Genomic DNA, 22,091 nt, shown 5'->3' with positions numbered 1-22,091 from the left:
TAAACATTATCAGGAGAGCATTATGGCTGTTACTAATATCGCTGAACTGAACGCCCTCGTCGAGCGCGTTAAAAAAGCCCAGCGTGAATATGCCAATTTCACCCAAGAACAGGTTGATAAAATCTTCCGCGCGGCCGCACTGGCTGCTGCAGATGCTCGAATCCCTCTCGCTAAAATGGCCGTTGCCGAATCCGGCATGGGTATCGTTGAAGATAAAGTGATCAAAAACCACTTTGCTTCAGAGTATATCTACAACGCCTATAAAGATGAGAAAACCTGTGGCGTGCTGTCTGAAGACGACACCTTCGGTACTATCACCATCGCTGAACCTATCGGCATTATCTGCGGTATTGTTCCGACAACGAACCCAACCTCTACTGCTATCTTCAAATCGCTGATTAGCCTGAAGACCCGTAACGCAATCATCTTCTCTCCACACCCACGTGCGAAAGACGCGACCAACAAAGCTGCGGATATCGTCCTGCAGGCCGCTATTGCTGCCGGCGCACCAAAAGACCTGATTGGCTGGATCGACCAACCTTCTGTAGAGCTGTCCAACGCGCTGATGCATCACCCGGATATTAACCTGATCCTGGCGACCGGTGGTCCTGGCATGGTTAAAGCCGCATACAGCTCCGGTAAACCGGCTATCGGTGTGGGTGCAGGTAACACTCCTGTTGTTATCGACGAAACTGCTGACATCAAACGTGCTGTTGCTTCCGTACTGATGTCTAAAACCTTCGATAACGGCGTAATCTGTGCATCCGAACAGTCTGTTGTGGTTGTAGACTCCGTTTACGACGCCGTTCGTGAACGTTTCGCCAGCCACGGCGGCTACCTGCTGCAGGGCAAAGAGCTGAAAGCGGTTCAGGACATCATCCTGAAAAATGGCGCGCTGAACGCCGCTATCGTAGGTCAGCCAGCATACAAAATTGCAGAACTTGCAGGCTTTACCGTTCCTGCAACAACCAAAATCCTGATCGGTGAAGTGAAAGTTGTCGACGAAAGCGAGCCGTTTGCACACGAAAAACTGTCTCCTACGCTGGCAATGTACCGTGCGAAAGATTTCGAAGACGCGGTAGAAAAAGCCGAGAAACTGGTTGCCATGGGCGGTATCGGTCACACGTCTTGCCTGTACACCGACCAGGATAACCAGCCAGAACGCGTCGCTCACTTCGGTCAGATGATGAAAACTGCGCGTATCCTGATCAACACCCCTGCTTCCCAGGGTGGTATCGGTGACCTTTACAACTTCAAACTCGCACCTTCCCTGACTCTGGGTTGTGGTTCCTGGGGTGGTAACTCCATCTCTGAAAACGTTGGTCCAAAACACCTGATCAACAAGAAAACCGTTGCTAAGCGAGCTGAAAACATGTTGTGGCACAAACTTCCGAAATCTATCTACTTCCGCCGTGGCTCTCTGCCAATCGCGCTGGATGAAGTGATTACTGATGGCCACAAACGTGCGCTCATCGTGACTGACCGTTTCCTGTTCAACAACGGCTACGCTGACCAGATCACCTCTGTGCTGAAAGCAGCTGGCGTTGAAACTGAAGTGTTCTTTGAAGTTGAAGCTGACCCTACCCTGAGCGTTGTGCGTAAAGGTGCTGAGCTGGCTAACTCCTTCAAACCTGATGTGATTATCGCCCTGGGTGGTGGTTCCCCAATGGATGCTGCGAAAATCATGTGGGTTATGTACGAACATCCGGAAACCCACTTCGAAGAACTGGCGCTGCGCTTTATGGACATCCGTAAACGTATCTACAAGTTCCCGAAAATGGGCGTGAAAGCGAAGATGATCGCGGTAACGACCACTTCCGGTACCGGTTCAGAAGTTACACCGTTTGCGGTTGTAACGGATGATGCAACAGGTCAGAAATACCCACTGGCTGACTATGCGCTGACTCCAGACATGGCTATCGTTGATGCGAACCTGGTCATGGAGATGCCTAAGTCACTGTGTGCCTTCGGTGGTCTGGATGCCGTGACTCACGCCCTGGAAGCATACGTTTCTGTCCTGGCGTCTGAGTTCTCTGACGGTCAGGCTCTGCAGGCGCTTAAGCTGCTGAAAGAAAACCTGCCAGCATCTTACAACGAAGGCTCTAAAAACCCGGTTGCTCGTGAACGCGTTCACAGTGCTGCAACCATCGCCGGTATCGCGTTTGCCAACGCCTTCCTGGGTGTTTGTCACTCAATGGCGCACAAGCTGGGCTCACAGTTCCACATTCCTCACGGTCTGGCGAACGCCCTGTTGATCAGCAACGTTATCCGTTATAACGCGAACGACAACCCAACTAAGCAGACTGCTTTCAGCCAGTACGACCGTCCGCAAGCACGTCGTCGTTATGCTGAGATCGCTGACCATCTTGGTCTGAGCGCACCGGGCGACCGTACTGCGGCGAAGATTGAGAAACTGCTGGCATGGCTTGAAAGCCTCAAAGCTGAACTGGGTATTCCTAAATCTATCCGCGAAGCAGGCGTTCAGGAAGCTGACTTCCTCGCTCACGTAGATAAGCTGTCTGAAGATGCATTCGATGACCAGTGTACTGGTGCTAACCCGCGCTACCCGCTGATCTCCGAGCTGAAACAGATTCTGCTGGATACCTTCTACGGCCGTGAGTTCAAAGAAAACGACGTTGCCGCTGTGAAAACAGAAGCTCCAGTGATTAAAGCTGACAAGAAAGCGAAGAAAAGCGCTTAACTGACAGTCTAATAATAAAAACCCGCCTGTATGGCGGGTTTTTTTATGTCTGAATAATCCGAATAATAAAGCTGACGTTACTTTCTGTTGTCGTGCTGAATCGCCGTCAGCGAGCCTACAGACAACGCTTCTTTATAATGCTTACGGCAGACCGAAACATAGCGTTCATTACCGCCTATCACTACCTGCTCACCATCTGCATAAGGTTTTCCGGCCTGGTCGAGACGAAGCACCATACTGGCTTTGCGGCCGCAAAAACAGATCGTTTTCAGTTCAACAAGCTTATCTGACCAGGCAAGCAAATACTGACTCCCGGCAAAGAGCTCACCGCGAAAATCCGTGCGCAGCCCGTAACAAAGAACGGGGATATCGAGCTCATCGACCACTTCTGATAGCGCATGCACCTGTTCACGCGTCAGGAACTGGCTCTCATCCACCAGGACACAGTGTATGGGCTGAGCGGCATGCGCTGTGCGAATGTCCTCAAACAGGTCAGTTTTCGGGTTAAACAGCCTGGCAGGCGACGAGAGGCCTATTCTGGAACTCACCTTCCCGGCACCGAAGCGATCGTCTATCTCAGCCGTATAAACAACGGTACGCATCCCTCGTTCCTGGTAATTGTACGAGGACTGCAGCAACGCGGTGGATTTCCCGGCATTCATTGCCGAATAGTAGAAATAAAGTTGTGCCATTGGCCGTAAAACCCTAATCAATGTGTAATATTCCCGATGATTGATTGTACCATATTTTGTCGGGTCATCAGCGATACAGCGCACACAGGATGCTGTTCGCAGCAGAAATCCGGGCCTTCTGTTTTCAAAAATAATCCGTTAAAACAGGAAGTAAACTCATTTTGCCAGGCCAATATGTTATAAGTTCCACCAAACATAACACTTCTTTTTATAGTGGAATCACCGTTCATTAAAATTCACTATTTATTAACTATTTCTGTCTTAACATCACTGAAGGGAACTAATACGAAAGGCTGATATTTCTCCACCGCAACTATAATTCCTGCGGTAAATGTCACAAAAAAAAGATGCAAGCGACCGGGTTAAGCAGGTTTACGTGATAACAAGCGAGACTGTCGGGTGATGAAATTTAAGTTAGCGTAATTAATAATAGCGGCATTATTTAGTATTTTTTGAATTCCTTACATTCCTGGCTATTGCACAACTGAATTTATGGCTCTATTATTAGGTCAACAAACCACCCCCCATTATAAGTTTGAGATTACTACAATGAGCGAAGCACTTAAAATTCTGAACAACATCCGTACTCTTCGTGCGCAGGCAAGAGAATGCACCCTCGAAACGCTTGAAGAAATGCTGGAAAAATTAGAAGTTGTAGTTAATGAACGTCGCGAAGAAGAAAGCGCTGCTGCTGCTGAAATCGAAGAGCGTACTCGTAAACTGCAGCAATATCGTGAAATGCTGATTGCTGATGGTATCGATCCAAATGAATTGCTGAACAGCATGGCTGCAGCTAAAACCGGTACTAAAGCTAAGCGTGCTGCCCGTCCTGCTAAATATAGCTACGTTGACGAGAACGGCGAAACTAAAACCTGGACTGGCCAGGGTCGTACTCCTGCTGTTATCAAGAAAGCCATGGATGAGCAAGGTAAACAGCTGGATGACTTCCTGATCAAGGATTAATCACGCCGCATTCAGAAAAATCCCGCATAATGCGGGATTTTTTTTAACCAAAATTTATCGCAAACATCCCCTTACACTCTGTCATAAAGCGTTATTCAGCTATTTCAAGGCGCTTACTTTCAGACAGGCTTACGGTGTGTTATGGGCATAAAAAAACCGGTGGGCAACGCCTCACCGGTTTCTAACATCTGCTGTCGTGGCTTATTTCTTAATACCTGCGCTCTCTTTGAGCCAGGCTTTAAATTCTTCGCCAAGGGTATTGTGGCGAATGCCATATTCAACAAATGCCTGCATATAACCGAGCTTATTACCACAGTCATGGCTCTTACCTTTCATATGGTAAGCCTCAACGGTCTCTTTCTCGATCAGCATATCGATGGCATCAGTCAGCTGGATCTCGTCACCTGCTCCTGGAGGCGTTTTCGCAAGCAGAGGCCAGATTTCAGCGCTCAGGACATAGCGACCTACTACGGCCAGGTTTGAAGGCGCTACGTCGGCTTTAGGCTTCTCTACCACGCCAATCATTGGCACACTTTCACCCGGGTTAAGGTTAACGCCTTTGCAATCAACCACACCGTAAGCCGTCACGTCTTCTACAGGCTCAACCATGATCTGGCTGCTGCCTGTTTCGTCAAAACGTTTGATCATCTCAGCCAGATTATCCTGAGAAAGATCGGATTCGTATTCGTCCAGAATAACGTCAGGCAGAATAACCGCCACAGGCTCATCACCCACAACAGGATGTGCACAAAGCACAGCGTGGCCCAGGCCTTTAGCCAGCCCCTGACGAACCTGCATAATGGTGACGTGCGGAGGGCAAATAGACTGAACTTCTTCTAACAGCTGACGCTTAACGCGTTTTTCCAGCATGGCTTCAAGTTCAAAGCTTGTATCGAAATGGTTTTCGATAGAGTTTTTTGATGAATGTGTAACCAGCACAATTTCCGTGATGCCGGCAGCGATACATTCATTAACGACATACTGGATTAATGGCTTATCAACCAGAGGCAGCATTTCTTTCGGAATCGCCTTAGTTGCTGGTAACATCCTGGTCCCCAATCCCGCTACCGGGATGACGGCCTTTCTGACTTTCGAATTTAGGGCAGCCATTCAAATTCTCCTGAGCTGTTCAAGTTTTGAACTTTTATGCAATAAATAACGCGTTAAGTATATCAGCCTCGCCCTACAGTCCGGGTCTGAAAAGAACGCGTTGCCGATCAATTAGGATAAATACGCATGAATCTGGGCAGCGATAGTAGCACTCCCCGTAAAACACAGGTAAAGCAATCTTAAAATTACGATCCATTTGCTTATTCCGTGGACAACATTAAGCGCAGTCGTCCCCCGGCACCCCAAATTTGGCACTGCCAGGAGGAACAGCGATGGCTAATTTGATTAAGATACGCCGTCCCCAATGTCCCAAGCGGCACACCGTTACTGACCTCAATATGATGTTCACCGGTATTCAGTGAAGCATTGAGGCCGGCTGAAACGAGGATAAGATTCTTTAAACCGCTGTGGTAATAACCGACAAGCAGCGGGAACTGTCCGGGTAAATTCGCCTGACGAAAAAGCTGGTTTACCTGTTTGAGCAAACTGCCTAACTCTGGCAGCCGTTGTCCCTGATGCGATAACTGTTCCTGCAGTAAACCATTAAATAGTGCACGAAGGAGTAACGCCGCTAATACACCATTATCTCCCGCCCGGGTGACATCGAGTGAATAAAACGCAAGATCGGAATCAGAGAGGGGTGCAATATCCAGCACCAGTCCAGGCTGGTCTGCGGCCACCAGCTGGCGATAATTTATTCGGCAATGTGAAATGGTTTGCTGAACGGGCGGCTGAAGCTCTTGCAAAAGTTTCGCCGCGGCAGGCGGATCGCTTACCAGGGCATCCCAGTCCTGGAAAAGGCGCTCTTCTTCCTCTACCCGGGAATTAAACATATTCGGATAAAGGCACGCTAACACCGTTTCCCGCAACCGGTTCAGATCTTTAACCGGTTTAAGCAGTATATCCTGCACCCCAAGACGTAACGCTTTAGCGATATCGGCCATATTCTCTGTGGCAGATATCACCAGAATCGGCGTCTGGTTGCCTTCGTTACGCAGATGTTCAACCAGCTTCAGCCCATTCATACGCGGCATCGCAATGTCGCAAATCATCAAATCGGGCGTAATGCTGATCATTTTTTCCAGCGCGTCGATGCCATCTTCAGCCAGTGAGGTGATTGCCCCCAGTGAGGATAACCACGAATCCAGTAGCGATCGGAAAACGGGCTCGTCTTCTACAATCAAAATGTGTTTTCCGGCCAATGGTTGCGTCATGTTTCCTCCCCTGGCTGACAGTAACTAAATAGTGGCATGCGATCGGCACTATCGCCTGTCAGATTTTGCTGAAGTAATCAAAAAAAGTGCTTAGCGTGCTGTTCGCACAAAAGGCAACAATTCGTCCATTTTCTTTTCGACGGCTAGCGAGCCCGCTGCGATGGCGGCCTCAGCCCGATGGAAATCAAGGGTAGAGATTTGCGGACAGTACGGTTGAATAAGAATATCTGGTGGATCGCCTGCCATACGATTGCGCTTGAGGCGATTCTCAAGAACCTGGATTGACGTGGTCATGATTTCTATTGCCGTGGGCGCCGCAACCGAACGTCGCGCGGCCATACGCCCGATTCTTCCGCGCAGGCGCTCATGCCAGGCCAGTTTCTCACCCTCTGCGTCTTCGCTCTGGAGATTGACCGGCATGAGGTCCTGTTGCATCAGGTGGGCATCGTGCTGCAGATCCACGGCAATGACGATGTCTGCCCCCATTGCACGCGTGAGCGAGATGGGCACCGGGTTCACGACGCCACCATCAACCAGCCAGTAACCGTTGTGTGGGACAGGCGCCATTAACCCCGGCATACTGCAGGAGGCACGCACAGCAAGATGGATATCCCCTTCGGTTAGCCAAAGTTCGCGCCCCGTGCTGAGGTTCGTCGCAACGGCGCCGAAAGGCATGTGACAATCCGTGAAGTCTTCAAGAGGCATAACCTGGCGGAACTGGTTAAAAACGCGCTCGCCGCGCAACAGCCCGCCGCGCTGCCATGAGAGGTCCATCAGACGAAGCACGTCCCAGTAACTGAAGGAGCGCACCCAGGTTTCGAGGTCCGGCAGCTTCCCGCACGCGTAAGCGGAGCCGACAAGCGATCCTATTGAACACCCTGCAACGATATCGACGTCAACACCCATCTGATTTAAAGCATTAATCACGCCGATGTGTGACCATCCCCGGGCTGCACCTGAGCCCAGCGCCAGTCCAATTTTAACCTTTCTCATTAGCCCTGTTTTACGTCCCCTGGATTCCTGACATAGCGTCAACGCAACGCCTCAGTTAACATAGTGCTACCCGAAGCGTTTTACGCCCTTATTTTTTTGTTCCAGGAAGAGAATCGTGTCTCAACTCTGCCCTTGTGGTAGCGCTCTGGAGTATAGCCTATGTTGCCAGCGATATCTTTCTGGCGATCAGGTTGCACCAGACCCGTCACACCTCATGCGTTCACGGTACACTGCTTTTGTGATCAAAGACGCAGACTACCTGATCAAAACCTGGCACCCGTCCTGCCGCGCGGCCGAATTCAGACGGGACATTGAAGCCGGGTTCGCGAACACGCAGTGGCTTGGCCTTACCGTCTATGAATCCTCAACCGGGAGTCATGCAGATGAAGGCTACGTCAGCTTTGTTGCCCGCTTTAGTGAGAATAATAAGCCCGGAGCCATTATCGAACGTTCCCGGTTCTTACGGGAAAGCGGGCAATGGTATTATATTGACGGAACGCGCCCACAGTTTGGTCGTAACGATCCCTGCCCTTGTGGTTCAGGTAAAAAATTTAAAAAGTGTTGCGGGCAGTAACGCCTGACAACCCAGACTTCGCAAATACAAACAGGATTTCCCGGCGATGCAATCATTACAACGTAAAGTTCTGCGCACCATCTGTCCCGATCAAAAAGGACTGATCGCACGAATTACCAACATTTGCTACAAACATGAACTGAATATCGTGCAGAACAACGAGTTCGTTGACCACCGTACCGGTCGTTTCTTCATGCGTACCGAACTGGAAGGTATTTTCAACGACAACACCCTGCTTGCCGATCTGGACAGCGCGCTGCCGGAAGGTTCCGTGCGCGAACTGACCCCCGCAGGCCGACGCCGCGTCGTGATTCTGGTGACCAAAGAAGCACACTGTCTTGGCGACCTGCTGATGAAAGCAAACTACGGTGGTCTGGACGTCGAAATTGCTACCGTTATCGGCAACCACGAGACGCTGCGCACGCTGGTCGAGCGTTTTGATATTCCGTTCGAGCTGGTCAGCCACGAAGGCCATACCCGTGAGGAACACGACGACCTGATGGCGCAGGCTATTGAAGCGCATAACCCGGACTACGTTGTTCTGGCGAAATATATGCGCGTGCTGACGCCATCTTTCGTTGCCCGTTTCCCGAACAAGATCATCAACATTCACCACTCGTTCCTGCCGGCCTTTATTGGCGCGCGCCCGTACCACCAAGCGTACGAGCGCGGCGTGAAGATCATCGGTGCTACCGCGCACTACGTGAATGACAACCTGGACGAAGGCCCTATCATCATGCAGGACGTGATTCATGTGGATCATACCTACACCGCTGAAGATATGATGCGCGCCGGACGTGACGTCGAGAAGAACGTACTCAGCCGCGCGCTCTATCAGGTGCTGGCGCAGCGGGTATTCGTTTACGGCAACAGAACCATTATTCTTTAATCCCAGAGAAATGAATTGATTAGCTTTGCACCTTTACGGATAAAAAGCAGGCAAACAGCTTCATTTCGCTAAAGGAATGCTTTACAGGGGCGTCTCATTTGATATGATGCGCCCCGCTTCCAGCAGGAAGCAGGCCAGTAAATAGCATTACCCCGTGGTGGGGTTCCCGAGCGGCCAAAGGGAGCAGACTGTAAATCTGCCGTCATCGACTTCGAAGGTTCGAATCCTTCCCCCACCACCATCACTTTCAAAAATCATAACAAAATCGAACCGAGTCCACCTTCGTAGGCCGGGTAAGGCGCAGCCGTCACCCGGCAACAGACAGCTACATCGGCGGCAAGCGTCGCGTCACGGGTGAACTCTTCACAATCGACGTATTGCACTGGGCATGTTCCGCCAGTCCGTCCAGCAGCACATCCAGTTGCTCAATTGAGCGCACCACCAGCCGGATAACAAAACAGTCTTCACCGGTCACTTTGTCGCTCTCAATACACTCCGGCATCGCCTGAATATACTTATCAACCTTATGCAACAGCCCCGGCAACGGCCGTACGCGCACCATCGCCTGAAGGGTGTACCCTAACGCCGCCAGATTCACCCGTGCGCCATACCCCTGAATCACGCCGCGCTCTTCCAGCCTTTTCAGGCGCTCTGCCGTGCTGGGTGACGTCAGACCGATACGCCCGCTGAGCACCTTCAGGGACATGCGCGCATCCTCGACCAGACAGGCCAAAATTTGTCGGTCGATATCATCAAGAAGGTATTCCATCGCTTTCACCTAATTTTAAAAAGCCATTAACGTATTCAACCTTATATCACCCCTGTAAAACCCGTCAGCAATTTTCGACAATAGCGTTATTAATCAGGAGGTGGATGATGCGTGATTTCCATAAAGGCGTCTGGCAGATGAGCCTGGCGATGTTAATTTCCGGCTCTATCGGCGCGTTTGTATTACTTTCCGGTCTGCCAGTGACGGAAGTGGTGTTCTGGCGCTGCCTTATCGGGGCAATGGCGCTTTTTATTTTTATCCGGATAAGCCCAAAGCCTTTTAGCCCCCTCACCCGGGCGACGCTGCTGCTGGCTATTCTTGGCGGTGTGGCATTAGTGGTGAACTGGCTGCTGCTTTTCGCTGCCTATGAACGGATCTCGATTGGTCTTTCGACCGTGGTATATAACACCCAGCCGTTTATGCTGGTTCTGATGGGGATGTTTTTAGGCGAGCGCGTCAGCCTGGTAAAATGGGGCTGGCTGTTCCTCGCCTTTGGCGGCGTGGTTATTTTGCTCTCAAGCGAGTTAACCGGGGCACACGGCGCTAACTGGCTCGCCGGAATCGGTCTGGCAATGGCCGCGGCCTTCTTCTATGCGGTAACGGCCATTATCGCCCGCAAACTCAGGTCGATTGCACCGCATCATATTGCCTTTATTCAGGTGCTGACCGGCGTTGTGATGCTTCTGCCGTTTGCCCGCATGCCCTCATTTTCCGGCGATTTTCCCTGGCCAATATTGCTGACGCTGGGCATCGTCCATACCGGCATTATGTATCAGCTGCTCTATAGCGCCATTCAAAAGCTGCCTACGCCCATTACCGGCTCGCTGTCGTTTATCTATCCGGTGGTGGCGATTATTGTCGATAATCTGGTATTCGGACACTCGCTGAACCTGACGCAGCTGGCGGGCGGTGCGCTGATCCTGTTTGCAGCAGCGGGCAACAACCTGGGCTGGGGCGAAAAAAAACCCCGCGAGTGCGGGGTTGGTATCAAAACGGCAAATTAGCGACGGGCGCGTACAATCTGGTACTTGCGCGTCAGGTACTCCACCGGCGCGCTCCAGATATGCACCAGACGAGAGAACGGGAACAGCACGAACAGCGTCATCCCCAGCACCAGGTGAACGCGGAAGATAAACGCCACGCCGTCCAGGTGTGAAGATGCTCCGCCGTGGAAGGTCACCACGGACTGTGCCCAGCCGACCAGCTTCATCATTTCGCTGCCGTCCATATGCTGCGCGGAGAACGGAATGGTCAGCAGGCCCAGCGCGCACTGCACCATCAGCAGGGAGAGGATCAGGATGTCCGCTCCGGTTGTGGTTGCACGTACCCGCGGGCTGAACAGACGACGTTTCAGCAGCAGTAGCCCCCCGACCAGGGTCATCACGCCGCAGGCACCGCCGGCGATCATCGCCATCTTCTGCTTCACCTCGATAGGCAACCACGCTTCGTACATCCAGTGCGGCGTCAGCATCCCGAGGAAGTGGCCGGCAAAAATCCCCAGAATACCGATGTGAAACAGGTTAGAGCCCACGTGCATCCCTTTACGATCCAGCATCTGGCTGGAGGCAGCGCGCCAGGTATACTGACCGTAGTCATAACGCAGCCAGCTTCCCACCAGGAACACGGTGCCCGCGATATACGGGTAGATGTCAAAGAAGAACATATTCAGGAAGTGCATTATTGCTGTCCTCCGTTAGAGATATTCAAATATTGCGGGGCAACGGCTCCGGCAAAACGACGCTGGTGAGCAGAGATTTCAGACTCGCCGCAGTTCTGGTCAGCAAAGAATTTCACCTGCTCTTCTTCCCAGACGGCATCCAGCGCTTGCGGAGTATCGTCGCGGGCCTCATCGGCAATCTTTTCCGCTACTTTTTCGCTGTCGACCGACGCGTTGGCCAGCTTCACCAGCAGATCGAACAATACCGCGTAACGGCTCTCGCGCTGCTGAAGACGCGCGCCGAGTAGTGCCAGGATCGGCGCGATGTCCTGCAGACCACCCAGCGCCTCCTCTTTCGGCAGCTGCGCCAGATATTCCAGATAGAGCGGCAGATGGTCCGGCAGCTCGCGGCTGTCGAGCTGCAGGCCGTGCTGCTCGTACTGCGCCATCAGGTCAACCATTGCCTGACCGCGGTCACGGGACTCACCGTGAACGTGTTCAAACAGCAGCAACGAGGTTGCACGACCGCGGTCAAACAGCTGGCTGTAGTCCGCCTGCGCATCGAGAAGATCGCGCGCTAACAGGTCGCGGAGGAAAACGCCAAGCCGCTGGGCATCCTCTTTATCCAGGTTTTCAGATGCCGCAAGTGCATCAAAGAGCTCCTGCTGATGCTGCGCAAGCGCAGCATCCGGGTACTCGAGCAGACGCGAAACAATGACGAGTTCAATCATGAGTGCGGCTCCGTTTTACTGGTCACATCCATGGCGTCGATGCGGCGGCTGTTGAACAGGTTGAATTTGCTGTCTGACCCGTGGCAGCCGTCGCCAAAGGTAAAGCCACAGCCGTTTTTCTCCGGGAAGGCTTCGCGGGCCAGCTCACGGTGGCTGCTCGGCACTACGAAACGGTCTTCGTAGTTGGCAATCGCCAGGTAGCGGTACATCTCCTGCGCCTGCGCTTCGGTCAGTCCGACCTCTTCCAGCGCGCGGGTATCGGTCACGCCGTCCACGGTTTCGGCACGCTTGAAGTGGCGCATCGCCAGCATACGCTTCAGCGCCAGCAGTACCGGCTGGGTATCGCCTGCGGTCAGCAGGTTTGCCAGGTACTGAACCGGAATACGCAGGCTTTCCACGTCCGGCAGAATGCCGTTGCTGCCCAGCTCGCCCGCATCCGCGGCTGACTGAATCGGTGACAGAGGCGGCACGTACCAGACCATCGGCAGCGTGCGGTATTCCGGGTGCAGCGGCAGAGCCAGCTTCCAGTCCATCGCCATTTTGTACACCGGAGACTGCTGCGCGGCGTCAATGACGCTCTGCGGAATGCCATCCTTCAGCGCCTGCTCAATCACTTTCGGATCGTTCGGATCGAGGAACACGTCCAGCTGACGCTGATACAGATCTTTCTCGTGCTCGGTGCTCGCGGCATTTTCAATCGCGTCCGCGTCGTACAGCAGCACGCCGAGGTAGCGGATACGGCCTACGCAGCTCTCGGAGCAGACGGTCGGCATACCGGCTTCAATGCGCGGGTAGCAGAAGATGCACTTCTCAGACTTGCCGCTCTTCCAGTTGAAGTAGATTTTTTTGTACGGGCAGCCGGTGATGCACATACGCCAGCCGCGGCACTTGTCCTGGTCGATCAGGACGATGCCGTCTTCTTCACGCTTGTAGATGGCGCCGCTCGGGCAGGTCGCCACGCACGCCGGGTTGAGGCAGTGCTCGCACAGGCGCGGCAGATACATCATGAAGGTGTTTTCGAACTGGCCGTACATCGCCTTCTGCATGTTCTCGAAGTTCTGGTCTTTGGCGCGTTTTTCGAACTCGCCGCCCAGAATCTCTTCCCAGTTTGGACCGCTGGTAATTTTGTCCATGCGCTGACCGGTGATCAGCGAGCGAGGACGAGCAATTGGCTGGTGTTTGCTTTCCGGCGCGTTGTGCAGGTTCTGATAGTCGTAGTCAAACGGCTCGTAGTAATCATCGATGCCCGGCAGATGCGGGTTAGCGAAGATTTTACCAAGCAGCATCGCACGGTTACCCATGCGCGGCTGCAGCTTGCCGTTGATTTTACGGATCCAGCCGCCCTTCCACTTCTCCTGGTTTTCCCAGTCGGTCGGGAAGCCGGTGCCCGGCTTGCTTTCCACGTTGTTGAACCAGGCGTACTCCATACCTTCACGGCTGGTCCAGACGTTTTTACAGGTGACCGAGCAGGTATGACAGCCGATGCATTTATCCAGATTCAGCACCATGCCGACTTGTGAACGAATTTTCATTTTACGCTCTCCTGTACCTGGTCATTACCTTCGCCGTCTAACCAGTTAATATTCTTCATCTTACGTACCACCACGAACTCATCGCGGTTCGATCCTACGGTGCCGTAGTAGTTAAAGCCGTAGGCCAGCTGCGCATAGCCACCGATCATATGGGTAGGCTTCGGCGTAATACGGGTCACGGAGTTGTGGATCCCGCCGCGCTGCTCGGTGATCTCTGACCCCGGCAGGTTAACGATACGTTCCTGCGCGTGGTACATCATCGTCATCCCGGCCGGTACGCGCTGGCTCACCACAGCACGTGCCGTCAGGGCACCGTTGCTGTTGAACACTTCGATCCAGTCGTTATCTTCAATACCCAGATCTTTGGCATCCGTTTCGCTCATCCAGACAATCGGACCACCGCGCGACAGGGTCAGCATCAGCAGGTTGTCGCTGTAGGTGGAGTGGATACCCCACTTCTGGTGCGGCGTCAGGAAGTTCAGCGCCTTCTCAGGGTTACCGTTCGATTTCGCCCCCATCACAGCTTTCACGGAGCGGGTGTCAATTGGCGGACGGTACACCAGCAGGCTTTCACCGAAGTCGCGCATCCACTGGTGATCCTGATACAGCGACTGACGACCGGACAGGGTGCGCCATGGGATCAGCTCGTGAACGTTGGTGTAGCCGGCGTTATAAGACACATGTTCATCTTCCAGGCCAGACCAGGTCGGGCTGGAGATAATCTTGCGCGGCTGCGCCTGAATATCGCGGAAGCGGATTTTCTCTTCCTCTTTATTCGTCGCCAGGTGCGTATGGTCACGACCGGTAAACTCGCTCAGCGCCGCCCAGGCTTTCACCGCGACGTGGCCGTTGGTTTCCGGTGCCAGGGTCAGGATCATCTCTGCCGCATCAATCGCCGTGTTCAGCATTGGCTGGCCTTTCGCCGGGCCGTCCGCTTTGGTGTAGTTGAGCTTACGCAGCAGATCCATTTCGCTCTGGGTGTTCCAGGCAATCCCCTTCCCGCCGTTACCGATTTTTTCCATCAGCGGGCCGATAGAGGTAAAGCGTTCGTACGTTGCCGGGTAATCACGTTCAACTGGAATAATGTGCGGCGCGGTTACGCCCGGGATCAGATCACATTCGCCTTTTTTCCAGTCCTTCACGTCCAGCGGCTGCGCCAGTTCGGCAGCGGAGTCGTGCTGGATTGGCAGCGTCACCACGTCGGTCTCTTTGCCGAGGTGTCCCACGCAGACTTCAGAGAATTTCTTCGCGATGTCCTTGTAGATATCCCAGTCGCTTTTCGATTCCCACGCCGGGTCAACGGCCGCAGACAGCGGATGAATAAACGGATGCATATCCGAGGTATTCATATCGTCTTTTTCGTACCAGGTCGCGGTTGGCAGCACAATGTCGGAGTACAGGCAGGTGCTGGAGAGACGGAAGTCGAGCGTCACCACCAGATCAAGCTTGCCGTCGAGGCCGTTGTCTTTCCACTCCACCTCTTCCGGCTTCACGCCGCCCTGCTTGCCGAGATCTTTACCCTGGATACCGTTTTCGGTACCGAGAAGGTATTTCAGCATGTACTCGTGGCCTTTACCGGACGAGCCCAGCAGGTTGGAGCGCCAGATAAACAGGTTACGCGGATGGTTTTTACCGTTTTCCGGCTGTTCTGCCGCGAAACGGATTGAGCCGTCCTTGAGGGATTTAACGGTGTAATCCACCGGGGACATGCCCGCCTTCTTCGCCTCTTCCGCGATGCGCAGCGGGTTAGTGCCCAGCTGAGGCGCAGACGGCAGCCAGCCCATGCGCTCTGCGCGCACGTTGAAGTCAATCAGGTGGCCGCTGTAGCGGGATTTATCCGCCATCGGCGACAGCAGCTCCTGCGCGGTGACCGTTTCATAGCGCCACTGGCTGGAGTGGTTATAGAAGTAGGAGGTGCTGTTCATGTGGCGTGCAGGGCGCTGCCAGTCGAGGGCAAACGCCAGCGGCTGCCAGCCGGTCTGCGGACGCAGTTTTTCCTGGCCCACGTAGTGCGCCCAGCCGCCGCCGCTCTGACCAACGCAGCCGCAGAAGATCAGCATGTTGATCAGACCACGGTAGTTCATATCGAGGTGATACCAGTGGTTCAGACCCGCACCGACGATGATCATCGAACGGCCGTGCGTCTTGTCGGCGTTTTCAGCGAATTCACGTGCAATGCGGGTAATATGCCCGCGAGGAACGCCGGTAATCTGTTCTGCCCAGGCTGGAGTGTAGGCCTTCACATCGTCATAGCTGGTTGCGCAGTTTTCATCACCCAGACCGCGTTCCAGGCCATAGTTCGCCATGGTCAGGTCGTAGACGGTGGTAACCAGCGCGGTAGAGCCGTCGGCCAGCTGCAGGCGTTTTACCGGCAGCTTATGCATCAGAACGTTCTGCAGCTCAACCTTGTTGAAGTGCTCGGAACCTTCGCCGCCGAAGTATGGGAAGCCCACCTCGGCGATTTCGTCCTGGCTACCCAGCATGCTCAGGCGCAGTTCAGTCTCTTCGCCGGTCGTGCCGTTACGCTGCTCAAGGTTCCACTTGCCCTTCTCGCCCCAGCGGAAGCCGATAGAGCCGTTTGGCGCCACCAGCTCGCCGTTGTTGTTATACGCGACGGTTTTCCACTCAGGATTATTTTCCTGACCCAGGGCATCCACCAGATCGGCAGCGCGCAGCGTGCGGCCAGCGGCATAGTAACCGTCACGCTCTTCGAGCATGACCAGCATCGGCATGTCGGTATAGCGGCGGACGTAGTCGGTGAAGTACTGGCTTGGCTTATCAAGGTGGAACTCACGCAGCATGACGTGGCCCATCGCCATCGCCATCGCGGCATCGGTACCCTGTTTCGGTGCCAGCCACAGATCGCACAGCTTGGCGATTTCAGCGTAGTCCGGGGTGACCGCCACGGTTTTGGTGCCTTTGTAACGGACTTCGGTAAAGAAGTGCGCGTCCGGCGTACGGGTCTGAGGCACGTTTGAGCCCCAGGCGATGATGTAGCTGGAGTTGTACCAGTCAGCGGATTCCGGCACGTCGGTCTGCTCGCCCCAGGTCTGTGGAGACGCCGGCGGCAGGTCGCAGTACCAGTCGTAGAAGCTCAGGCAAGTACCGCCGATAAGCGACAGATAGCGCGCCCCGGAAGCGTAAGAGACCATCGACATCGCCGGGATGGGCGAGAAGCCCGCCACGCGGTCAGGACCGTAGGTTTTAACGGTGTAGACGTTGGAGGCGGCAATCAGCTCGTTCACCTCTTTCCAGGAAGAACGTACAAAGCCACCGCGGCCGCGAGCCTGCTTGAAGCTTTTCGCTTTGTCCGCGTCTTCGATAATAGACGCCCAGGCATCAACCGGATCGCTGTGCTGCACCTTCGCTTCACGCCACATTTTCATCAGGCGCTTGCGCATCAGAGGGTATTTGAGGCGGTTAGCGCTGTAGAGATACCAGGAGTAGCTGGCGCCGCGCGGGCAGCCGCGCGGTTCGTGGTTTGGCATATCCGGGCGGGTGCGGGGATAGTCGGTCTGCTGCATTTCCCATGTCACCAGACCGTTTTTAACGAAAATCTTCCAGCTACATGAGCCAGTGCAGTTCACGCCGTGGGTTGAACGAACGACTTTGTCATGCTGCCAGCGCTGACGGTAACCGTCTTCCCAGTCCCGGTTGGTATCCAGAACCTGGCCGTGCCCATCGGCAAAAGTTTCACCCTTCTGTTTGAAGTAGCGAAACCGGTCCAAAAATTTGCTCATCGGGTATCTCCTGTGTGGAGCCTGTGGCTCTCTAAATCGACATTGCTGATTTGCAGCGAAGGTAACGCCCTGAAAGAGAGGGAGAATTGATAACGATCAAGACGATGAGGGACTTTCTGGCGAGGGGTTATACCAAATACCACCAAAGCGGTATCTTTATAAATTACGTATCAATATGAAATATATCGTTATTTTTATTTTATCGTACAAAAGGCAGAGTGAAATTTAACATCTTAGGTATTAAGGGGTAGAGCGCCCTGTAAAGCGATGTCCATCACGGTGTTACCCGCGGGTTTTCGCTGCAGGCCTCTCAGTATGTTGTAACTATTGTTACCCAAAAAAAACGCGGCCCGAAGGCCGCGTAAACGGATAATCACACTTACTTATTTTTCTTGTTATTCCGGCCATATACCAGCCACGTGATCACGACGCAGGCGATATAGAAGACGAGGAAAACTTTCATTGCACCCGCCGGAGAGCCGGTCAGGTCCAGAGAGATACCGAACGCTTTCGGGATAAAGAAGCCGCCAATCGCGCCGATGGCAGAGATAAAGCCCAGCGCCGCAGCCGTATCGGTCGCCGCTTCACGCATTGCCTGCTCTTCGCTTCCACCCTGCGCCTTCACGCGGTCCATGGTCAGCTTGCGGAAGATCACGGAGATCATCTGGAAGGTAGACGCACTTCCCAGCCCGGCCGTCAGGAACAGCACCATAAACACGCCGAAGAAGGCGATGAAGTTACCGCCCTGTCCGTCGACGGGCAGCGTCAGGAACAGCAGCGCACAGAAGACCGCCATCAGAACGAAGTTAACCAGCGTCACGCGGGTACCGCCCAGGCGGTCAGACACCATGCCGCCCAGCGAACGCGCCAGGGCGCCAATAAACGGCCCGAAGAAGGCAAACTGCAGGATCTGAACTTCCGGGAACTGAGTCTTCGACAGCATCGCGAAGCCCGCAGAGAAGCCGATAAACGAACCGAAGGTTGCCAGATACAGCAGCGCCATCACCCACAGGTGTCCACGCTTCAGCACCGGCAGCTGTTCGCTCAGCGACGCCTTCGACGCGGACAGGTCATTCATAAAGAACCAGGAAGCGAGGGTGAAGATCACCAGGAACGGCACCCAAATCCACGCGGCGTTTTGCAGGTACAGGTATGAACCATTCGCCTGCTCAACGCCACCGCCGCCAAAGGCCGCAAAAATGGAGACCGAGATCGCCAGCGGGGCAATGAGCTGCATCACGCTGACGCCCATATTCCCCAGACCGCCGTTAATGCCCAGCGCGCCGCCCTGCTTCGCTTTCGGGAAGAAGAAGCTGATGTTCGCCATGCTGGAGGCGAAGTTCGCGCCCGCAAAACCGCACAGCAGGGAGATAATCACGAACACGCTGAACGGCGTGGAGGTATCCTGCACCGCGAAGCCAAGCCACACGCACGGGACGATCATGATGCCCGTACTGAACGCCGTCCAGCGACGGCCGCCAAAGACCGGCACCATAAACGCGTAAGGTACACGCAGCAGCGCGCCTGACAGCGACGGAAGCGCGGTCAGCATAAACAGCTGATCGGTGGTAAACGTAAACCCAACTTTTGGCAGGTTAACCGCCACTGCACTAAACAACATCCATACGCAAAACGCTAATAACAAACACGGAACGGAAATCCAAAGATTCCGGCTTGCTACACGATGGCCGCGCTGTTGCCAGAACGCCGGATCCTCTGGACGCCAGTCAGTAATAACGGCACCATTTTCCCTTTCGGGAGCGGATGAGTGACTCATAGACACCTCTGATTCTCGAATGATGCTGCAAACATTAGGGTTTTAGGGCGGCGGTAAGTTGATATAAATCAAAGGAAAAGTGGGAGGATTTGCGGCACAAAAAAAGGTGTTATCCTTAGTGAGTAGGCTAATTCGGTAAAAAAGACGTGGTTTTTCACGGTACTGACGGATCCGTGCTACCCCCACCACCTTCCCCCTACTCCGTTGGCAATTTAGGGGTAATCCTTTATTGGTATGGGTATACTCCAGGGTATACACCAGAATAGCGCCATTCCTGCAAGCAGGTCACGTCAGGAGCACGCCCACGCTATGTTAAAAAGATGTTTATCACCGCTGACGCTCGTGAATCAGGTCGCTCTGATCGTTTTGCTGTCCACCGCCATCGGCGTGACCGGCATGGCGATCTCCGGCTGGCTGGTACAGGGGGTACAGGGTAATGCGCATGCCATTAATGAGGCAGGCTCGCTACGCATGCAGAGTTATCGTCTGCTGGCGTCGGTTCCCCTGACGCAGGACGACAGGCCCCTGCTTGATGAAATGGAGCGCACGGCGTTCAGCCCCGAGCTGGAAAATGCCGCCATTCGCGCCGGGCAACAATCTCAGCTTAAAGCCCTTCAGGGGTACTGGCACACCCAGCTGCAGCCGGGCCTGAAACAGGCGCGCAGTACCGCGGCCGTTGCGCAGGACGTGGCGGGGTTCGTCTCACGCATTGATGCGCTGGTCTCCGCTTTCGACCAAACCACGGAACTCCGCATCGACCGGGTGGTAATGGTGCACCGCGCGATGGCGCTGTTTATGGGCCTGCTGCTGATCTTCACCATCGTCTGGCTCCGCGCGCGGCTCCTGAATCCCTGGAAACAGCTGCTGGCGATGGCCCGCGCGGTCACCGCACGCGATTTTACGCAGCGCACGCACATCAGCGGGCGCAACGAGATGGCCATGCTCGGCCAGGCGCTGAATACCATGTCGGCTGAACTCTCCGAGAGCTACGCGGTGCTGGAGCAGCGCGTTCAGGAAAAAACGGCGGGGCTTGAGCAGAAAAACGAGATCCTCTCCTTCCTGTGGCAGGCCAACCGCCGTCTGCACATGCAGGTGCCGCTATGCGAACGCCTCTCGCCGGTGCTGAACGGCCTGCAAAATCTGACCCTGCTTCACGACCTTGAGCTGCGGGTCTACGATGTGGAAGACGAAGATAACCATCAGGAATTTACCTGTCAGTCCGATATGTCCTGCGATGACAAAGGCTGCCATCTTTGCCCTCGCGGCCTGCCGCCGCTCACCTCCAGCGGTACCACCCTGAAGTGGCGGCTAACGGACAGCCACACCCAGTACGGTATTCTGCTGGCAACCCTGCCGGCCGGGCGTCACCTGAGCCACGACCAGCAGCAGCTGGTCGATACGCTGGTCGAACAGCTAACGGCCACGCTGGCGCTCGACAGACATCAGGAAAAGCAGCAGCAGCTGATCGTCATGGAAGAGCGCGCGACCATCGCCCGCGAGCTCCACGACTCTATCGCCCAGTCGCTCTCCTGTATGAAAATGCAGGTGAGCTGCCTGCAGATGCAGGATGCGGAGATGCCGGAAAGCAATAAGCAGCTGCTCAGCCAGATCCGCAACGAGCTGAACACCTCCTGGATACAGCTTCGCGAGCTGCTGACTACCTTCCGTCTCCAGCTGACCGAGCCGGGCCTGCGCCCGGCGCTGGAGTCCAGCTGTCACGAATTTAGCGCCCGGCTGGGGTTCCCGGTGAAGCTGGACTACCAGCTGCCGCCGCGGTTTGTCCCCTCCCATCAGGCCATACATTTACTGCAGATCGCCCGTGAAGCGCTGAGCAACGTGCTCAAGCATGCCGACGCGACGGCGGTAACGGTCACCGTCAGCCAGCACAACAATCAGGTGAAGCTGACGGTTCACGACAACGGCCGCGGCGTGCCGGAAAATGCCGAACGAACGAACCACTACGGTTTAATTATTATGCGAGACCGCGCCCAAAGCCTGCGCGGTGATTGCCAGGTTCGCCGGAGAGAGACGGGTGGCACGGAAGTTGTCGTCACCTTTATTCCCGAGAAACCGCTCATAACTGCTCAAGGAGAAACCCATGACTAATCAGGAACCGGCATCCATCCTGTTGATCGACGACCATCCGATGCTGCGTACTGGCGTAAAACAGCTGGTCAGCATGGCGCCCGATATCACCGTGGTGGGCGAAGCCAGCAACGGCGAACAGGGCATTGAGCTTGCCGAATCCCTCGATCCCGATCTGATCCTGCTCGATCTGAATATGCCGGGCATGAACGGTCTGGAAACCCTCGACAAGCTGCGGGAGAAATCGCTTTCCGGCCGCATCGTCGTCTTTAGCGTGTCGAACCATGAAGAGGATGTGGTCACGGCGCTGAAGCGCGGGGCGGATGGGTATCTGCTGAAGGATATGGAGCCGGAAGATCTGCTTAAGGCGCTGCAGCAGGCTGCGGCGGGCGAGATGGTGCTCAGCGAGGCCTTAACGCCGGTCCTGGCCGCCAGCCTGCGTGCAAACCGCGCCACCTCCGACCGTGACGTCAGCCAGCTAACGCCGCGCGAGCGCGACATTCTCAAGCTGATTGCCCAGGGGCTGCCGAACAAAATGATCGCCCGCCGCCTGGATATCACCGAAAGCACGGTCAAAGTGCATGTGAAACATATGCTGAAGAAAATGAAATTAAAATCCCGCGTTGAGGCCGCCGTGTGGGTCCATCAGGAACGCATTTTCTAG

Annotated in this window: 17 protein-coding genes and 1 tRNA gene; 8 read left to right on the top strand and 10 right to left on the bottom strand. The window is 54.5% G+C overall.

Annotated features, from left to right (window positions below):
* Positions 1–22 precede the first annotated feature (22 nt).
* Entirely contained in the window at positions 23–2,701 is a 2,679-nt protein-coding gene (gene adhE / locus ABR39_RS19225) for a bifunctional acetaldehyde-CoA/alcohol dehydrogenase (protein WP_047348241.1), read from the top strand.
* Between the two features lie 77 nt (positions 2,702–2,778).
* Here the strand turns inward: adhE and tdk are convergent, their stop codons facing one another.
* Complete coding sequence (gene tdk, locus ABR39_RS19220; protein ID WP_047348240.1) at positions 2,779–3,393, bottom strand: thymidine kinase; 615 nt, start codon at positions 3,391–3,393, stop codon at positions 2,779–2,781.
* Between the two features lie 549 nt (positions 3,394–3,942).
* Between tdk and hns the strand changes: the two genes are divergently transcribed.
* Complete coding sequence (gene hns, locus ABR39_RS19215; RefSeq protein WP_008502781.1) at positions 3,943–4,356, top strand: histone-like nucleoid-structuring protein H-NS; 414 nt, start codon at positions 3,943–3,945, stop codon at positions 4,354–4,356.
* A gap of 201 nt (positions 4,357–4,557) precedes the next feature.
* Here hns and galU read toward each other — a convergent pair whose 3' ends face one another.
* The 3 genes from galU to rssA form a co-directional block, all read right to left on the bottom strand.
* Positions 4,558–5,466 (bottom strand): UTP--glucose-1-phosphate uridylyltransferase GalU, encoded by a 909-nt coding sequence (gene galU, locus ABR39_RS19210; RefSeq protein WP_047348239.1) that lies wholly within the window; start codon positions 5,464–5,466, stop codon positions 4,558–4,560.
* Between the two features lie 200 nt (positions 5,467–5,666).
* Positions 5,667–6,680: a two-component system response regulator RssB gene (rssB, locus tag ABR39_RS19205; protein WP_047348238.1), complete on the bottom strand. Its 1,014-nt coding sequence runs from the start codon at positions 6,678–6,680 to the stop codon at positions 5,667–5,669.
* 90 nt (positions 6,681–6,770) lie between these two features.
* Positions 6,771–7,673, bottom strand: coding sequence for a patatin-like phospholipase RssA (gene rssA, locus ABR39_RS19200; RefSeq protein ID WP_047348237.1), 903 nt, complete (start codon positions 7,671–7,673; stop codon positions 6,771–6,773).
* 115 nt (positions 7,674–7,788) lie between these two features.
* Here rssA and ABR39_RS19195 point away from each other — a divergent pair, with 115 nt between their 5' ends.
* The 3 genes from ABR39_RS19195 to ABR39_RS19185 all read left to right on the top strand — a co-directional run bounded on the left by ABR39_RS19195 (position 7,789) and on the right by ABR39_RS19185 (position 9,377).
* Positions 7,789–8,247, top strand: a complete 459-nt coding sequence (locus tag ABR39_RS19195; RefSeq protein WP_047348236.1) for a YchJ family protein — start codon at positions 7,789–7,791, stop codon at positions 8,245–8,247.
* A gap of 46 nt (positions 8,248–8,293) precedes the next feature.
* Complete coding sequence (gene purU / locus ABR39_RS19190) at positions 8,294–9,136, top strand: formyltetrahydrofolate deformylase (RefSeq protein ID WP_047348235.1); 843 nt, start codon at positions 8,294–8,296, stop codon at positions 9,134–9,136.
* 156 nt (positions 9,137–9,292) lie between these two features.
* Positions 9,293–9,377, top strand: a tRNA-Tyr gene (locus ABR39_RS19185).
* 84 nt (positions 9,378–9,461) lie between these two features.
* Here ABR39_RS19185 and ABR39_RS19180 read toward each other — a convergent pair.
* Positions 9,462–9,905 carry an Lrp/AsnC family transcriptional regulator gene (locus tag ABR39_RS19180; RefSeq protein ID WP_047348234.1) on the bottom strand — a complete coding sequence of 148 codons (444 nt, stop codon included), beginning with the start codon at positions 9,903–9,905 and terminating at the stop codon, positions 9,462–9,464.
* A gap of 107 nt (positions 9,906–10,012) precedes the next feature.
* On the opposite strand from ABR39_RS19180, the gene ABR39_RS19175 reads away from it, so the two are divergent.
* Positions 10,013–10,909: a DMT family transporter gene (locus ABR39_RS19175; protein ID WP_047348233.1), complete on the top strand. Its 897-nt coding sequence runs from the start codon at positions 10,013–10,015 to the stop codon at positions 10,907–10,909.
* On the opposite strand, the gene narI is transcribed toward ABR39_RS19175, so the two are convergent.
* From narI to ABR39_RS19150, 5 genes are all read right to left on the bottom strand, one after another.
* On the bottom strand, positions 10,906–11,583 hold the full coding sequence (gene narI, locus ABR39_RS19170; RefSeq protein WP_047348232.1) for a respiratory nitrate reductase subunit gamma: 678 nt from the start codon (positions 11,581–11,583) through the stop codon (positions 10,906–10,908). The genes ABR39_RS19175 and narI overlap by 4 nt on opposite strands.
* Entirely contained in the window at positions 11,583–12,293 is a 711-nt protein-coding gene (gene narJ / locus ABR39_RS19165; RefSeq protein WP_047348231.1) for a nitrate reductase molybdenum cofactor assembly chaperone, read from the bottom strand. Before narJ ends, narI begins: the two co-directional genes overlap by 1 nt.
* Positions 12,290–13,825 (bottom strand): nitrate reductase subunit beta, encoded by a 1,536-nt coding sequence (gene narH / locus ABR39_RS19160; protein ID WP_023335987.1) that lies wholly within the window; start codon positions 13,823–13,825, stop codon positions 12,290–12,292. Before narH ends, narJ begins: the two co-directional genes overlap by 4 nt.
* Entirely contained in the window at positions 13,822–17,565 is a 3,744-nt protein-coding gene (locus ABR39_RS19155) for a nitrate reductase subunit alpha (RefSeq protein ID WP_047348230.1), read from the bottom strand. Before ABR39_RS19155 ends, narH begins: the two co-directional genes overlap by 4 nt.
* 379 nt (positions 17,566–17,944) lie before the next feature.
* Positions 17,945–19,342, bottom strand: coding sequence for a NarK family nitrate/nitrite MFS transporter (locus ABR39_RS19150; RefSeq protein ID WP_047348229.1), 1,398 nt, complete (start codon positions 19,340–19,342; stop codon positions 17,945–17,947).
* Between the two features lie 309 nt (positions 19,343–19,651).
* On the opposite strand from ABR39_RS19150, the gene narX reads away from it, so the two are divergent.
* Positions 19,652–21,448 (top strand): nitrate/nitrite two-component system sensor histidine kinase NarX, encoded by a 1,797-nt coding sequence (gene narX / locus ABR39_RS19145; RefSeq protein ID WP_047348228.1) that lies wholly within the window; start codon positions 19,652–19,654, stop codon positions 21,446–21,448.
* Positions 21,441–22,091, top strand: a complete 651-nt coding sequence (gene narL / locus ABR39_RS19140; RefSeq protein ID WP_008499531.1) for a two-component system response regulator NarL — start codon at positions 21,441–21,443, stop codon at positions 22,089–22,091. Before narX ends, narL begins: the two co-directional genes overlap by 8 nt.

Source organism: Enterobacter genomosp. O, assembly GCF_001022965.1.
GTDB lineage: Bacteria > Pseudomonadota > Gammaproteobacteria > Enterobacterales > Enterobacteriaceae > Enterobacter > Enterobacter cloacae_L.
The sequence above is the reverse complement of the archived record's forward strand: the minus strand, read 5'-3'. Positions and strand labels throughout refer to the sequence as shown.